A 15,922-nucleotide genomic window follows, 5' to 3' on the forward strand; every position below is an offset into this window, starting at 1 on the left:
GCACGACACTCCCCCGGGACATCGGGGCCGACGTCCGATGTCCCGCCTCATCCCTCCCAAGGACCGATGTCCATGACCGCTACCACCACCGATCACCCCCATCTCGACGACATCGTCATTGTCGGCGGCGGCCTCGCCGGGCTGTTCTGCGCGCTCAAGCTCGCGCCACGGCCGGTGACCGTGATCACCGCCGCACCGCTCGGCCAGGGCGCCTCGACCGCCTGGGCCCAGGGCGGCATCGCAGCCGCCATCGCGAGCGGTGACAGCGCAGAAGCGCACGCGGCCGACACGGTGGCGGTAGGCGGCGGCCTCGTCGACGCCGACATCGCGCTCGGCATCGCCCGCGAAGCGCCGGCACGCATCGAGGAACTGCTGCGCTATGGCGTGCCGTTCGACCGCGACTCCGACGGCCGCCTCGCGGTCGGCCAGGAGGCGGCGCATTCGGCGCGACGCATCGTGCATGTCCGCGGCGATATGGCGGGCGCCGCGATCATGGCGGCACTGGTCGCCGCCGTGCGCGCCACGCCATCGATCCGCGTGCTCGAAGGCTTCACGGCCGAGCACCTCCTGACCGAGGACGGCGCGGTTGCCGGGCTGGTGCTGCACGAATCCGACGATCAATACGCGCCGGCCACCATCGCGGCGAGCGCGGTGGTGCTCGCGACCGGCGGCATCGGCCATCTCTACGAGGTCACTACCAATCCCGCGGAGGCACGAGGCCAGGGCCTTGCCATCGCCGCGCGCGCCGGCGCGGTCATCGCCGATCCCGAGTTCGTCCAGTACCACCCCACCGCGATCATGATCGGGCGCGATCCGGCGCCGCTCGCGACCGAGGCGCTGCGCGGCGAAGGCGCCGTACTGATCAACAATCGCGGCGAACGCTTCATGACCGCCTTGCATCCGCTCGCCGAGCTGGCGCCGCGCGACATTGTCGCGCGCGGCGTATACGCCGAGATCGGCGCCGGCCGCGGCGCATTCCTCGATGCCCGCACCGCGCTCGGCGCGCGCTTCGCCGATCGCTTTCCCACGGTACACGCGAGCTGCGTCGCCGCAGGCCTCGATCCCGCGACCATGCCGATCCCGATCGCACCGGCCGTGCACTATCACATGGGGGGCATCGCCGTGGACAGCCACGGCCGCACGTCGCTGACCAACCTATGGGCCGGCGGCGAGGTGTCGTCGACCGGTGCCCATGGCGCCAACCGCCTGGCATCGAACTCGCTGCTGGAAGCCGTGGTCTATGGCGGCCGCATCGCCGACGACATCGCCGGCCGGACGCTGCCGCGTGCCAGGCTGCCGCGCCTCGTGGCGGACGAGCCGCGCTCACCCTTGGTCGATCTCGGCAAGGGCCGGCTGCGGCGAGTCATGGCCACCCAGGTCGGCGTCATCCGTGAACATGACGGCCTGGCCGCCGCCGTGCGTTCGCTCGCCGACATCGAGGCCGGCGCGCCGACCGCGGCGCTGCGCAACATGGCCGCCGCGGCGCTGCTGGTCGCGACCGCGGCCTTCAGCCGCCGCGAAAGCCGCGGCGCGCATTGCCGCTCGGACTATCCGGCCGCCGCGCCGGCACCCGCCCGCCGCACCATGACCACCCTCTCCGCGGCACGCGAGATCGCCGCCTCGCTGCAGACCGAAACGCGCCATGCCGCGCTCGCCCTCACCGCCTGATGTCCTCATCACCGATCGCAAGGATCACCCCATGATCACGCCCGCCTCCCTGCTCGCCCCGGACGCCTTCCTGTCTCCCCTCGCCATCGACGCCGCCGTCCATCGCGCGCTCGACGAAGATCTCGGCCGCGCCGGCGACATCACCTCCATCGCCACCATTCCCGAGGCAACCACGGCGCGTGCGCTGCTGGTGGCGCGGCAGGCCGGCGTCATCGCAGGGCTGCCGCTCGCCATCGCCGTGTTCCGCACGCTGTCGGATCGCATCGAGATCACAGCCCATGTCCGTGACGGCGCGACCGTTGCCGCCGGCACGACCTTGCTGACCCTGACCGGTCCTGCGCGCTCCCTCCTGACCGGCGAGCGAACCGCGCTGAACTTCGTCGGCCGGCTGTCCGGCGTCGCAACCCTGACAGCCGCTTCGGTCGGCCACACCACGGGCACGCGGGCGCGGATCTGCTGCACGCGCAAGACCACGCCCGGCCTGCGCGCGCTGGAGAAATACGCCGTGCGTTGCGGCGGCGGCTCCAACCACCGCTTCGGCCTCGACGACGCCGTGCTGATCAAGGACAACCACATCGCCGTCGCCGGCGGCATTCGTGCAGCGCTGACCCGCGCGCACGACCAGGTCGGACATCTCGTCAAGATCGAGATCGAGGTCGATACGCTGACACAGTTGCGTGAGGTGCTGGACTGTGGTCTGGCCGACGCCGTGCTGCTCGACAATATGGACGTACCGACCCTGCACGAAGCAGTGACGCTGACCGCCGGGCGAGTCGCACTGGAGGTCTCAGGCGGCGTCACCGCGCAGACGATCGCAGCGATCGCGGCAACCGGCGTCGACTATATCTCCAGCGGCGCGCTGACCCATTCGGCGCCAAACTTCGACGTTGCCATCGACATCGCAACCTGATCCGGCACATCGCAGCCGCATGGCATCCGCGCCGGCACAGGTCCCGCGCCGCTACAGTTTGGCGGAGATCGCGGCGGTTTCCCTGGCATTGCCCCAGGTCGGGGCATCGCTGCCATCGCCCCATGCGCGCGGACGATAGAAGGTGTGTACGCCGTATTTGTACATCTTCTTCATCTCGTGCACCCAGGACGGCCGCACCCAGTAGGCGTGATAGTGGGTCGACTTGCCGACTTCCGGCAGCCAGAGCTGGCCGTCCATCGTGGCCTTGGCGATCTTCTTGGCGCGGATCCACATGTCCGGCTCGCGCACCACGTCGGCGACATCGTCGCAGGCGAAGGTGAACTGGCAGGCGAGATGACGATGGGCGTTCTGGTAGACGACGCCGCACACCGTGGTCGGATAGAAGCCGGAGAACACGCGGTTCATCACCACCTGGGCGACAGCGATCTGGCCGCGCACCTGCTCGCCGCGCGCTTCGAAATACACCGCCTCGGCGAGGCACTTCTCGGCCTTGTTGCGGGCCTTCTCGCTGAGATTGAGACGCTCGGCCGGCGTCTTCTGCCGCTTCGGCTCGGCGGCGGCGACACCCTTGCCCACCTCCGTCGTGCCGCCCTTGCCGTCGGCGGCCGGTTGACCGGCCGGCTTGCCGTCCAACGGACTCGTCGCACCGGGTTGGGCCGGCGCAATCGCGCTCTTCAGATCGGGATCGGTCTGCGGCAGCACCACCACCGGCTCCTCGCCCGGCTGCCAGCGCTCGAGCGCGCCGCTGGGCACGCCCATGGCGCCGTTGCCAAAGAACAGCGAGGCCGTCTTGACCGAGAAGCCGTCGGTCGACGGCGGCAGTTCGGCGGCTTCCGGCATCTCGGCGCCGGCCGCGCTGCGGCCATCCGGCGATTGCGTGGCGTCGTACTGCGGAAGCGGCGGCGCCTTGAGTGCGGCCTGCAACTCCTCGTCGAGCGGCGCAGGCTCGGCCGCACCGGACGGCGCGGCTTCGGCGGTCTTGGCCCCCAGCACGTTGGCGTTCGACGGCGTCTCGGGCGTCTCCAGCCTGCCGTCAGGTTCGGCCTCGGGCGCGAGCCGCGCCAGACGATCGCCCTTCAGCGAGCGGTCGACGACCGGAAAATCGGACGAGCGCGGCCAGTGCATATCCTGGCCGAGCGGGCTGCGGGCGATCGCCGCGGTGATGTCGCTGCTCTCGCTGTCGAGACTGGCGAGGCGAACGGGGGCGATACGTGGAAGTGAAGTTCCGATCGGCCGCGGAAAACTGAAGGTCGCCACCTGGATCGGCGCGACGGTCGAGGCGATATGACGCTGCGAGCGCTCGGCGACGCCCGGCTGGCGCGCAAGCAGCGCTGCGAGATCCTGATAGCCGATTTCGCTCGGCAGCAGAGCGAAGAGGCAGAGGCTGAGACCGAAGGGCACACCGCGTGCGCCCTTCGGCCCATTACGCAACACAGACATCGGTACGCTCTACGCAACTCACACGGCCGTCATGCGCATTTCCGTGCAATTCGACCCATATCGTTGGTAACGAATTAAAGTTGCGAGCGGGTTAATCGGCGATGCATCCGCGCAACACGCAAGGCAGGTCAATATTTTGCGTGGCGCGATCGCTGAAGTTGGTGAATCGGACGTCGGCAGGAGTGGTAAAGATCCGGTCAACACCGATGGTTGACGGCGTCTTAACGCTCTGCGCGCGGTCGAGCTCGGCGAGGAGCATCAGGCTGCAGCAAAAAAAACGCGCCGGCAAAACGCCGGCGCGCTGCAACATCCGGGATGACGGCGAAGCTTACGCCTGGCTCGCCGCAGTCTTGCCGAGAGCCGCCTGCGCCGCGGCGAGCCGCGCGATCGGCACGCGATACGGCGAACACGACACGTAGTCGAGGCCGACCTGATGGCAGAACGCGATCGACGCGGGATCGCCGCCATGCTCGCCGCAGATGCCCATCTTCAGTCCTGCGCGGGTCTTGCGGCCGCGCTGCACGCCGATCTTGACCAGCTCACCGACGCCCGACTGATCGATCGAGATGAACGGGTCGATGTCGACGATGCCACGCGCAAGATAAGTGCCGAGGAAGCCCGCGGCGTCGTCGCGGCTGATGCCGAAAGTGGTCTGCGTCAGGTCGTTGGTGCCGAACGAGAAGAACTCGGCGGTCTGCGCAACCTCGCCGGCCATCAGGCAGGCGCGCGGCAGCTCGATCATGGTTCCGGTCTGATAGACCAGCTTGGCACCGGTCTCGCGCGTCACGGCCTCGGCCGTGGCGTCGATCCGGCCCTTGATCAGGTCGAACTCCGCCTTGGTGGCGATCAGCGGCACCATCACCTCGATGCCCACCGGCTTGCCGGTGCGCTTGGCGGCGACATCAGCCGCCTCGAAGATGGCGCGCGCCTGCATCTCGGCGATCTCCGGATAGGCGATCGCGAGACGGCAGCCGCGGAAGCCGAGCATCGGGTTGAACTCCGACAGCTCGCGCACACGGTCGGCGAGACGGCGCGGATCGGCGTTCATCGCCCGCGCCACTTCCTCGATCTCCGCCTGGGTATGCGGCAGGAACTCGTGCAGCGGCGGATCGAGCAGACGGATGGTGACCGGCAGCCCCTTCATGATCTCGAACAGGTCGACGAAGTCGGCCCGCTGCATCGGCAGCAGCTTGGCAAGCGCGGCGCGGCGCGCCTGCTCGTCTTCGGCGAGGATCATCTCGCGCACCGTGCGGATGCGCGTCTCCTCGAAGAACATATGCTCGGTACGGCACAGGCCGATGCCTTCAGTGCCGAAGCGCACTGCGGTGCGCGCATCCACCGGCGTATCGGCGTTGGCGCGGACCTTGAGCTTGCGTACCTCATCGGCCCAGCCCATCAGCGTGCCGAACTCGCCGGACAGCTCCGGCTCGATCATCGGCATGCGGCCGGCGAGCACCTGGCCCATGGCGCCATCGATGGTGATGACGTCGCCCGCCTTGAAGGTGCGGTTGCCGATGGTCATGGTGCCGCGGCCGTAGTCGATGCGGATCGAACCGCAACCGGAGACGCAGGGCTTGCCCATGCCGCGCGCGACCACCGCGGCGTGCGAGGTCATGCCACCGCGGGTGGTGAGGATGCCTTCCGCGGCATGCATGCCGTGGATGTCCTCGGGGCTGGTTTCGATGCGCACCAGAATGACCTTGCGGCCATCGGCCTGGAGCTTGGCGGCTTCGTCCGACGAGAACACGATTTCTCCGGCGGCTGCGCCGGGCGACGCCGGCAGGCCGGTCGCGATGATGTCCCGCTCGGCACCTGGATCGATAGTCGGATGCAGCAACTGGTCGAGCGACGCCGGGTCGACACGCAGCACCGCTTCCTTCTTGCTGATCAGCCCCTCGCTCGCCAGCTCGACGGCGATGCGCAGTGCCGCCTTGGCAGTACGCTTGCCGTTACGGGTCTGCAGCATCCACAGCTTGCCCTGCTCGACCGTGAATTCCATGTCCTGCATGTCACGGTAGTGCTTCTCGAGCTGGCTGCAGATGCGGGTAAGCTCGGTGTAGGCTTCCGGCATCGCCGTCTCCATCGACGGCTTGTCCGAACCCGATTCCTGCTTCGCTTCCTCGGTGATGTCCTGCGGGGTGCGGATGCCGGCGACGACGTCCTCGCCCTGCGCGTTGATCAGGAATTCGCCGTAGAGCTTGCTCTCGCCGGTCGACGGGTTGCGGGTGAAAGCAACGCCGGTGGCCGAGGTGTCACCCATGTTGCCGAACACCATGGCCTGGACGTTCACCGCGGTGCCCCACGATTCCGGGATGTCGTGCAGGCGGCGATAGGTCACCGCGCGCGCATTCATCCAGGACGAGAACACCGCGCCGATCGCGCCCCACAGCTGGGCGTGCGGATCCTGCGGGAAGTCGTGCCCGGTCTCGCGTGCGACCGCGTCCTTGTACTTGCCGACAAGGCTGATCCAGTCGTCAGCCGTAAGGTCGGTATCGAGGCTGTAGCCCTTGCTGTCCTTGTAGCTGTCGAGGATGTCTTCGAAGTGGTGGTGCTCGAAGCCGAGCACCACGTCCGAATACATCGTGATGAAGCGGCGATAGCTGTCGTAGGCGAAGCGACGGTCGCCCGACTTCTCGGCCAGCGCCTCGACGGTGTCGTCGTTGAGGCCGAGGTTGAGCACGGTGTCCATCATGCCCGGCATCGAGGCGCGAGCGCCCGAGCGCACCGAGACCAGCAGCGGATTGCGGATGTCACCGAAACCCTTGCCCGTGATCTTGCTGATATGCGCGAGTGCCGCTTCGACCTGCGCCTTCAATTCCCTCGGATATGTCTTGTCGTTGGCGTAGAAGTAGGTGCAGACCGACGTCGGAATGGTGAAGCCGGGAGGCACCGGCAGGCCGAGATTGGCCATTTCGGCAAGGTTTGCGCCCTTGCCGCCGAGCAGCTCCTTGAGGCCGGCCTGGCCTTCGGCCTTGCCGTTGCCGAAGGTGTAGACCCACTTGCCGGCCTTGACCGCGATCGGCTTCGCCGCCGCGGGCTTGCTCGCGACCGGCTTCACAACCTTCGATTTCGTCGCCTTGGCAACCGGTTTTGCCACCGTTTTAGCTGTGGACTTCGCTGCGGGCCTGGCCACCGATTTGGCAACCGCGGACTTTGCCGCTGCCTTTCCGGCCGGCTTCGCGGCCGGCCGCGACTGGGGCTTGGCCGCCTTGGGCTTGGCACCCCGCGCCGTGGATGCGGCGGATGTCCTTGATTTTGCAGGGGCGGTTTTGGTCTTTGATGCAGCTTTGGCCATGGCTTCCAAACGTCAGCATGAGAGGGACAACAGCACGCGCCTTACACCACGGATACCCCCTGGCGTGCAAGCCATGCCGGCAGACGGCAACCACCTGATCGGGATGCGACTTTCGGCCGTTTCCGGCGCGTTTCAGAGGTGAAGCGCGCGCAGAACGCCAAGGCCCACCAGGCCGATGAAGATCAGGTAGATCGCAACGATAAAGTTCAGCAGCCGCGGCATCACCAGGATGAGGACGCCCGCAATGAGGGCGACGATGGCAGGAATGTGGGCGCTCGTAATGGTCATCGGAGGTCTCCGGCGGACACTGTGTCCAGGGCTGTCAAGATCCAGGGAAGAGGCAGGGAAGATCCGGGGCTCTCGCATTCGGCTGTCGAACGAATTCGGCTGCCGCATGCGAGAACCGTCGAATCGCGGCGGATATTAGCGGCGCGCCGAAGACGCCTCCAGCAGCGAAGCCCTGCGCGCATGCCGCGCGCATCGCCTTGCGCCAGCCTCATCGTCAGCTGCGCAGGGAGACGCTCGGACACCTCATCCGGTTCCCACGCCCGCGAAATTGACGCAATGAATCCACGGAAACATCAGGAACATCCCGTGCGACGCTGAATTGATGGGGGGCCGCGGCGATCCATTGCCGCCACTGATGAGGAGACGAGCGATGCGAAAAATGTTTGTCCTGGCGGCGATGGTCGCGATCGCCGCACCGATTGCCGCGCACGCGCAAGGCGTGGTGGTGGAAGAACATGTCACCACGGGCTACGCCGGCGCACCTCTTGTGGGCGGTGTTATCAGCGACGTGCAGCGTCCGCGCTTCCGCCGCTATATCGTCGAGGAGCAGGTGCCGTCTTACGCCATCGACGGGCCAGTGTCGGTCGGGACGGTGCTGCCCGACAGCGGCGTGACCTACTACGACGTGCCGCAACAGTTCGGCCCGACAACCTTTCGCTACACGGTCGTGAACGATCACAGCATTCTGGTCGACCCGCGCAGCCGTCGGGTAATGCAGGTGATCGAATAGCTGCGTGACGACATCGATCGCTGCAGCCAGATCGGTCCGCGACCAGATTGGTTCGGCGTGCAGTGCAGAGTGCGCGGCCTGTCCCCCCGCCTGCCGCTCGCCTGCCCGCGCCGGGAGTCCCGCCCCCGCCCCTCGGGGCGGGACTGCCCGTTTCGGATGCAACTGTTCGGGGCGCGTCAGGCCCTCCTGACGCCGACCAGCGTCCCTAGCCGTGCAGGATCGACAGCAGCGACGCCGTGGACTTGTAGTTCTTCAGCGCGAGGTCCTGAAATTCCGGAGTCCAGTTGGTGGCCTGGCGCTCCTCGGTGCTCATCGCAGAATAGCTCTTGAGAATGCCGAGGCTGAGCTGGCGCGGATCACCGCTGGACTGGCTTTGCTTCAGCGCACTCAACACTGAGGTACGCGTGCGCGCATCCAGTTCTTTCTTGGCCGCCTGCATCTCCTCACCGGAGAACTGCTTGCCCTGGTTGAGCGTGATCGCCGAGAGCGCCCGGTTGTCGAGAGACGACAGATCGGCGAGCTGGCCAGTCCTGCGGCCGCTGCTGAACACCAGATCCTTGTGGTTCTTCGCCGCTTCGGCCTTCTGCGCATCGAGAAGCGCGCGGGCGTCGCGGGCGACACTGGCAAAGTCGCGCGCCGGGCTGGTGCCCGTCCCCGGTTTTTGCGCCAGATAGTCAGCGACGGGATCGTTGGCGATGCCGCCCGGCGCCTTGGTCGGCGCGTGCTGGGTCGCCTTGATCCCCTTCAAAACCGCATCGTGCTGTGCCGCCCAGGTCGCGGTCGCCTTCTCCTCAGGGCTCGCGGCCTCGAGATAGTCGAGCGCGGCCTTGTAGCTGACGCTGTAGTCGCCGGTGAGGCGCGTGGTCGCGGCCGCCGGCGCCATCGCTGCGTTGAAGCGTGTCTTGAGCTCTGCGGAGGCAACCGCCTGTTCGTCCGGCGTGAACTTGCCGCCATTGTTGGTCGCGATTGCGAACAGCGCCCGGCGGTCGAGCGTCGACAGGCTGATGGTGGTCTTGCCATCGACGATGGGCCCCTTGACCTTGGCCGCGGCATAGAGCTGATCGAGCGTCGTGCGCGCCGTGGCCGCCACCGAGGCGAAATCGGGCAGCTTCGACGCGTCCGCGAGCTTGGCGCGCGCCTCCTCCGACAGCGTCAGGGTCGTCGCGGCGCTGCCGCCGAGCGGCGGCGTGCCATCGGCGGGATCGTTGTTGAGCGCGTTGGCGAGCGATGGCGTCGCGGCCGCGCGCGCATAAGCCGAACCGTACTGGGCGTAGGGGTTGAGGCCGGTGTTGACCGAGGTCATCGGCACGTCCTTGCATGGCGAAGGCGGCGAACGGCTATTTCTTAACAAACCGTTGCCCCGCGCCGACCATCGGCCCGCATGGTTAACAGGACGTAAATATTTCCGGACGTTTCCAGAAAATTCCTTCCCGCTTCCTGCAGGGCGGTACCAGGTGCGGGTGGAGGTGCCGGCCCCGCCCCGTCAGCGCCTTCTACGGGCAACGATGCGGTGGATGACCTTGCCAGAGGATGCGCTGACCACCTCCTCGTCGAGCGTGCGCTCGGCCGCCGCCAGTTCATCGCGCACCAGCGCCGCGTCGAAGGCCGCGTACAGCCGGCCCTGGCTATCCCGCAGGTCGTCGTTCGCCGTGACGCGCCAGCTCAGGTAGAGCACCCCGCCCGGCCTGACGATCTCGAACAGCCGTCGCACCGCCGGCGCGACGGCCTCGTGCGGCAGATGCATGATCACAGTCTCGCACAGCACGTTGTCGAAGCTTTCAGGCCCGATCCCGACGAGATCGGGCAGCTCGGCATGGCCGAACGCCAGCGCGGGATAGCGTCGCCGCGCCTCCGCGAGCAAGCCCTCGGACGCGTCAAAGCCTTCGGCGGGAAAGCCGTTGCTGGAAAGCCAGGCAACCTCGCGGCCGGAGCCGCAACCGATATCGACCGTGCGCCCCGGAACGAAGAAGCGACGGATCAGATCGTGAAGGTCGGTCGGCGGTGGCTGCTCGTGCCAGTCTTGTGCAAACGCCGCGGCAGCGCTGTCGTAGGCGGTGAGCGTGGCGCGATCCATCGGCGAAGCCTCCTCGAACGGCGGCTTTCATGCCACAGGCGGGCGTCTTTCCGCAGCGCGGAGGCGGCAGCCCTGATGTGCGAGGCCCGCATGGATCGCGCGAGGCACTCCGTCAGGGATGATCCGCCGCATCGCCACGAGGCGGCAGATCGATCCGTCCATCCGATCTATTCGATCAGTCTATTCGATTAGTCCTGGATCTTGGAGAAGTCCGCCACCGCGCGGGTCGCCGCGCGGATCTGGTTGAGTAGCTTGAGACGGTTCTCGCGGACCCTGGCGTCGTCGTCGTTGACCTTGACCTTGTCGAAGAACGCATCGACTGCCGGCCGCAGCTTCGCCATCGCGGTCATCGCCGCGGCGAAGTCTTCCTTCGCAACGGCAGCACTAGCGTCCGCCGTCGCGGTGCCGATGGCGGCGGCAAGCGCCTTCTCCTCGTCGAGGCGATAGAGCGAGGCATCGGGCGCACCATCATGCGCCTTGCCGTCCTTCTTCTCCTCGATACGCAGGATGTTGGCCGCGCGCTTGACGCCGGCGAGCAGATTCTTGCCGTCGTCGGTGTCGAGGAATTTGCCAAGCGCCTCGACGCGGCGCACCACCATCAGGAGGTCGTCCTGGCCGCCGAGCGCGAACACCGCGTCGACGAGATCGTGGCGCGCGCCCTGATCGCGCAACTGCACCTTGAGACGATCGGCGAAGAACGCCAGGAGATCATCCGGCAGCGCCATGTCGTCGACGGTTGCGTGACGGGCATCGGCCTGCTTGAGGCCGGCGATCGCCGCCGCAGCAGCCTTGCGCACCGGCAACCGCAACGTGTTGTCGAGCGCCAGACGAATGACGCCGAGCGCCGCGCGGCGCAGCGCGTAGGGGTCCTTGCTGCCGGTCGGCTTCTCATCGATCGCCCAGAAGCCGACCAGCGTGTCGAGCTTGTCGGCGAGCGCCACCGCGACGGCGACCGGATCGGTCGGCACGCGATCGTTCGGGCCTTGCGGCTTGTAGTGATCCTCGATCGCGGCGGCGACGGAGGCGTCCTCGCCCTGCGCCAACGCGTAGTAGCGGCCCATCAGGCCCTGTACTTCCGGGAATTCGCCGACGACTTCGGTCAGCAGGTCGGCCTTGGCGAGCTGTGCGGCGCGCCTTGTCTTCTCGATGTCGGCTCCGACCAACGGCGCGAGCTCAGCCGCGAGCTTCTCGATGCGGGCGATGCGCGCCGCCTGGGTGCCGAGCTTCTCGTGGAACACGATCTGATCGAATTTCGGCAGGCGGGCGTCGAGCTTCGTCTTGAGATCGGTCTCGTAGAAGAACTTGGCATCCGACAGCCGCGCGCGGATGACGCGCTCATTGCCGGCGACGATGGCATTGCCGCCGTCGGTCGCCTCGATGTTCGCGATCAGGATGAACTTCGGCGCGAGCTTGCCGGTACTCGGGTCGCGCACCACAAAACACTTCTGGTTGTTGCGAATGGTGGCGCGGATCACTTCGTCCGGAATCGCCAGGAACGCGGGATCGAACGCGCCCATCAGCACCACCGGCCACTCGACGAGACCGGCGACCTCGTCCAGCAGCACCTGATCCTCGACGAGCTCGAAGCCCTGCGCGAACGCCAGCTCCTTGGCGTCCTCCAGAATGGTGTCCTTGCGGCGCTGCGGATCGAGCATCACCTTGGCGTCGTGCAGCTTGGCCTCGTAATCGGCGAAGCGGCGCACGCTGAAGTCGGCCGGCGCCATGAAACGATGGCCGCGGGTGACCTGGCCGGCCTCGATGCCGTCGACGGAGAACGCGACGACGTCGGGGTCCTCGGTCTCCGGGCCGAAGGTCGCGATGATCGAATGCAACGGCCGCACCCATGACAGCGCACCCGGCTTCGCCGAACGCACGCCCCAACGCATCGACTTCGGCCACGGGAAGGTGCGCACGATCACGGGGAGGAATTCCGCCAGCACCTCGATCGCCGGACGGCCCGGCTTCTCAATCAGCGCCACGTAAAATTCGCCCTTCTTGGGATCCTTCTCGATCTTCGCCTCGTCGAGCGAGGCGAGGCCCGCGCTCTTCAGAAAGCCCTGGATCGCGGCATCGGGCACGCCGACGCGCGGGCCCTTGCGCTCTTCCTTGAGGTCGGGCTGGCGTGCCGGCACGCCGTGCACGGTGAGCGCGAGACGGCGCGGCGTCACGAAGGCTTTCGCGCCCTCATAGACGAGGCCCTCGGCCACCAGCTTGTCGGTGACCATGCGGCGCAGATCCTCCGCCGCCTTCGCCTGCATGCGTGCGGGAATCTCTTCGGAGAACAGTTCGAGCAGAAGATCGGGCATCGCTTATGCTCCACCGGCTTCGGTGGCGATCCAGGCTTCGCCGCAGGCCTTGGCCAGCTCGCGGACGCGCAGGATGTAGCTCTGCCGCTCGGTGACCGAGATCACGCCGCGGGCGTCGAGAAGATTGAACACGTGGCTTGCCTTGATGCACTGGTCATATGCCGGCAGCGCCATCAGGTGGCGCTCCCGCTTGCCGTCCTGCCAGCCGGCGTCGAGATATTTACGGCAGGCGCTCTCCGCCATCCTGAACTGTTCGAACAGCATCGCGGTGTCGGAGTGCTCGAAGTTGTGGCGCGAGTACTCGCGCTCCGCCTGCAGGAAGATATCGCCATAGGTCACCTTGTCGGCGCCCTCGCGGCCGTTGAAGTTGAGGTCGTAGACACGGTCGACGCCCTGGACATACATCGCGAGGCGCTCGAGGCCGTAGGTCAGCTCGCCGGCGACCGGCGAGCACTCGACGCCCGCGACCTGCTGGAAGTACGTGAACTGCGACACCTCCATGCCGTCGCACCAGCACTCCCAGCCGAGTCCCCATGCGCCGAGCGTCGGGCTCTCCCAGTCGTCCTCGACAAAGCGGATGTCGTGCAGGGCGGAATCGACGCCGATCGCCGCCAGCGACTTGAGGTAGAGGTCCTGGATGTCCGGCGGCGACGGCTTAAGGATCGCCTGGAACTGATAATAGTGCTGCAGCCGGTTCGGGTTCTCGCCGTAGCGGCCGTCCTTGGGGCGCCGCGAGGGCTGCACATAGGCTGCATTCCACGACTTCGGACCCAGCGCGCGCAGGGTGGTCGCTGGATGGAACGTGCCGGCCCCGACTTCCATGTCGTAGGGCTGCAGGATCACGCAGCCATAGTCGGCCCAGAACCGCTGCAGGGTCAGGATCAGGCCCTGGAACGAGCGCTCGGGCCGCATGTGGTCGGGCAGATTTTCCATGATCGTCTTAAGGTTTGGCTCACCGTGTCGGAACGCGGCGGACCGTATCGACGTGGATAACTGGAATCAAGGCGGCCCGGCCAGAAACTCCTCCCCCCGGGACGGCGTATACGTCGGGGCAGCGCGGGACGACCCTTCGATTCGCGAACCGACGGCCTCTCCATGCCGCCTCTGGGGGGACATCATCATGCTTCTTGCCGCTGCGACGGTCTTTCTCGTCGTGGCCGCGACCCTGGTCGCGGCCTCGCCGTTCCTGCATGCCGAGCGACAGCAGCGGCGGCGGCTGCGTGCGATCCGGAAAAATTGAACGAGGCGTGCAAGCGCCCCCTAACCGCGGCGCCGACCATCCAACCGGGCCTTGGACTTTGTTAGGACTCGCAGCGCTAGCCTCGATCGCGCGAGACGATCGTCTGCTTGAACCGCGACCTGCATTGTCGCGACCAATCGGACGCAGCCACGGAATGGAGCTTGCCGATGCCAGGACTTGAAATGGTCGTTGCCAGCGTGATCGTGTTGTCGCTCGTCGCCATGGCCTGGACCGGCATGCACGACACCCGCGTCCGCGTCCCCGTGCGCCGCCGGCAGCGGCGCTGAATCCTCACCGCGACGCTCTCCTCCAGAGCACGTCCGGCCCCCGCGGAAACCGCCCCAAAAAAATGCGCCCCGGCTCGTGCAAGGTGATGCCCCACCTGCCAGCCGGTGCCCGCATGTCTACAATGATTGTCGCAGGAACGAAGGCGCGCGCCGAATCAGGCGACGCGCCGTTTCTCACTCTGCCCAGTAAACGCCCGTCTTGGGGTCTCTCCGCAAGCGGCGGACGGGCTCGACGCGGGCTTCAGCCATATGCGCCGTGCGAACGCGTTCAAGCTCGTCATTGATCCGGCGGGCTTCCCGCAAGCCCCAGCGGACCAGCGCAGTCCCACCCAAGGCACCGACAAGAACCAGCAGCAGCGGCGGCATCGATCTGTCCTCGCTCATCCCCGCCGTTGTTTCGCACCGGCGTGTCGCGATTGTGGCGCCAGGGCCAGACGTCCCCTGACACCTTGCAGCACAGGATTAAAATCCGTAGCGCGCCCAGATTGCCCGGGTCTCCAGCGCCGAAATCAGCTCGTCCGGCAGCTCGGTGCCGCCGAACAGCGCCGTGGCGCCCGGGGCACGGCGTCCCAGCAGGCCAGCGAACGGGCCGCTGGCCGGAGCGATGACCGGTGTCTGCACCTTGTCGCCGAAGCGGGCCCGGAGCGTCGTCCGCAAGTCGCCGATGGCATCCGCAAGGCCGAGCTCGACCGCACGGCCGCCCGCCCAGTACTCGCCGGTGAACAGATAGTCGTCGGCGCCGCTCAGGCGGCTCCCGCGGCTGTCCTTCACGAGCGCGATGAATACCGCATGGATCTCGCGCTGGATCGCCTTGAGGCGGGCCACATCCTCCGGATTTTCCGGCAGGAACGGATCGAGCGTCGCCTTGTGCTCGCCGGCCGTATAGAGGCGCCGCTCGACACCGATCTTCTTGATCAACTGCTCGAAACCAAACGAGCCGCCGACCACGCCGATCGAGCCGAGGATGGAGGACGGATCGACCAGGATCTCGTCCGCGGCGCAGGCGATCATGTAGCCGCCCGATGCGGCGACATCCTCGACGAACGCGAGCACCGGCAGCTTCTTCTCGGCCGCGAGCTGGCGGATGCGCAGATAGATCTGGCGCGACTGCACCGGCGAGCCGCCCGGCGAATTGATCACCAGCGCAACCGCTTTTGCATTCTTGGTGGCGAAGGCACGCTCGAGCGTCCGGGCGATGCCGGATAGCGTCAGGCCCTGCCGCAGCGGGGTCACGGCGCCGATGACGCCACCAAGGCGCACGACAGGAACCACGGGTCGGTCGCCGCGCAGGCGCGCGGGCAACAGCTTGCGGCTGCGCGCCAGCACATGGCGCGCGAAACCTGTGAGTCCGGGTTGGGGATGGGAAGGGTCTGGCTGGCTCATCTCCCTGAGATAGCGATGGCGAGCACAATTGTCATCCGTCAGGCTGCATTGCAGCCGGACGAAACGGCTGTGGCAGACCGCACATGAATATCGTGGAAATGACACGATTGCGTAACCGCGCGTTAACCACTGGAACGCTTCTTGCTTAGATGAATTGGCTATCGACGTCGCGATACCGCGTTCGTGATCTGGCGATCACGAGACTTGATCGCAGACCGTTGATGTCCGGCTCTAGGTTGTAACGGGCGAGTGATGGTGCCGCGATGAAGATCTATCTTCT

At 66.9% G+C, this 15,922-nt stretch carries 14 protein-coding genes; 4 read left to right on the plus strand and 10 right to left on the minus strand.

Going from position 1 to position 15,922, the window contains the following annotated elements; translation table 11 throughout:
- Positions 1-72 precede the first annotated feature (72 nt).
- Together JQ639_RS09575 and nadC are read left to right on the plus strand one after the other, a co-directional pair.
- A complete protein-coding gene (locus tag JQ639_RS09575; RefSeq protein WP_211965878.1) occupies positions 73-1,668 on the plus strand; it encodes an L-aspartate oxidase in 1,596 nt (531 codons plus the stop codon).
- Between the two features lie 31 nt (positions 1,669-1,699).
- On the plus strand, positions 1,700-2,578 hold the full coding sequence (gene nadC, locus JQ639_RS09580) for a carboxylating nicotinate-nucleotide diphosphorylase (protein ID WP_211965879.1): 879 nt from the start codon (positions 1,700-1,702) through the stop codon (positions 2,576-2,578).
- 51 nt (positions 2,579-2,629) lie between these two features.
- On the opposite strand, the gene JQ639_RS09585 is transcribed toward nadC, so the two are convergent.
- The 3 genes from JQ639_RS09585 to ppdK all read right to left on the minus strand — a co-directional run bounded on the left by JQ639_RS09585 (position 2,630) and on the right by ppdK (position 7,097).
- Positions 2,630-4,039, minus strand: a complete 1,410-nt coding sequence (locus tag JQ639_RS09585; RefSeq protein WP_211965880.1) for a cell wall hydrolase — start codon at positions 4,037-4,039, stop codon at positions 2,630-2,632.
- A 91-nt stretch (positions 4,040-4,130) separates the two neighbouring features.
- Positions 4,131-4,349 carry a hypothetical protein gene (locus JQ639_RS09590; RefSeq protein ID WP_211965881.1) on the minus strand — a complete coding sequence of 73 codons (219 nt, stop codon included), beginning with the start codon at positions 4,347-4,349 and terminating at the stop codon, positions 4,131-4,133.
- Positions 4,350-4,367: 18 nt separating this feature from the next.
- Positions 4,368-7,097, minus strand: coding sequence for a pyruvate, phosphate dikinase (gene ppdK, locus JQ639_RS09595; RefSeq protein WP_349644614.1), 2,730 nt, complete (start codon positions 7,095-7,097; stop codon positions 4,368-4,370).
- Between ppdK and JQ639_RS35645 the strand changes: the two genes are divergently transcribed.
- Complete coding sequence (locus JQ639_RS35645; protein WP_349644613.1) at positions 7,048-7,476, plus strand: hypothetical protein; 429 nt, start codon at positions 7,048-7,050, stop codon at positions 7,474-7,476. The genes ppdK and JQ639_RS35645 overlap by 50 nt on opposite strands.
- On the opposite strand, the gene JQ639_RS09600 is transcribed toward JQ639_RS35645, so the two are convergent.
- Positions 7,467-7,622 (minus strand): DUF3096 domain-containing protein, encoded by a 156-nt coding sequence (locus tag JQ639_RS09600; RefSeq protein WP_211965883.1) that lies wholly within the window; start codon positions 7,620-7,622, stop codon positions 7,467-7,469. The genes JQ639_RS35645 and JQ639_RS09600 overlap by 10 nt on opposite strands.
- A 370-nt stretch (positions 7,623-7,992) precedes the next feature.
- On the opposite strand from JQ639_RS09600, the gene JQ639_RS09605 reads away from it, so the two are divergent.
- On the plus strand, positions 7,993-8,352 hold the full coding sequence (locus JQ639_RS09605; protein WP_211965884.1) for a DUF1236 domain-containing protein: 360 nt from the start codon (positions 7,993-7,995) through the stop codon (positions 8,350-8,352).
- A 205-nt stretch (positions 8,353-8,557) separates the two neighbouring features.
- Here the strand turns inward: JQ639_RS09605 and JQ639_RS09610 are convergent, their stop codons facing one another.
- The 6 genes from JQ639_RS09610 to JQ639_RS09635 form a co-directional block, all read right to left on the minus strand.
- Positions 8,558-9,655, minus strand: coding sequence for a hypothetical protein (locus JQ639_RS09610; RefSeq protein ID WP_211965885.1), 1,098 nt, complete (start codon positions 9,653-9,655; stop codon positions 8,558-8,560).
- A 180-nt stretch (positions 9,656-9,835) separates the two neighbouring features.
- Positions 9,836-10,426 carry a class I SAM-dependent methyltransferase gene (locus JQ639_RS09615; protein WP_211965886.1) on the minus strand — a complete coding sequence of 197 codons (591 nt, stop codon included), beginning with the start codon at positions 10,424-10,426 and terminating at the stop codon, positions 9,836-9,838.
- A gap of 188 nt (positions 10,427-10,614) precedes the next feature.
- Complete coding sequence (glyS, locus tag JQ639_RS09620) at positions 10,615-12,732, minus strand: glycine--tRNA ligase subunit beta (protein WP_211965887.1); 2,118 nt, start codon at positions 12,730-12,732, stop codon at positions 10,615-10,617.
- A 3-nt stretch (positions 12,733-12,735) separates the two neighbouring features.
- Positions 12,736-13,665, minus strand: coding sequence for a glycine--tRNA ligase subunit alpha (locus JQ639_RS09625; protein WP_211965888.1), 930 nt, complete (start codon positions 13,663-13,665; stop codon positions 12,736-12,738).
- A gap of 768 nt (positions 13,666-14,433) precedes the next feature.
- The gene (locus JQ639_RS09630; RefSeq protein WP_211965889.1) at positions 14,434-14,625 is read right to left on the minus strand and encodes a hypothetical protein; all 192 of its coding nucleotides are present in this window, start codon (positions 14,623-14,625) and stop codon (positions 14,434-14,436) included.
- Between the two features lie 96 nt (positions 14,626-14,721).
- Positions 14,722-15,642, minus strand: coding sequence for a S49 family peptidase (locus JQ639_RS09635; protein WP_211965890.1), 921 nt, complete (start codon positions 15,640-15,642; stop codon positions 14,722-14,724).
- Between the last annotated feature and the right edge of the window lie 280 nt (positions 15,643-15,922).

This window comes from Bradyrhizobium sp. U87765 SZCCT0048 (genome assembly GCF_018131225.1).
Lineage (GTDB): Bacteria > Pseudomonadota > Alphaproteobacteria > Rhizobiales > Xanthobacteraceae > Bradyrhizobium_A.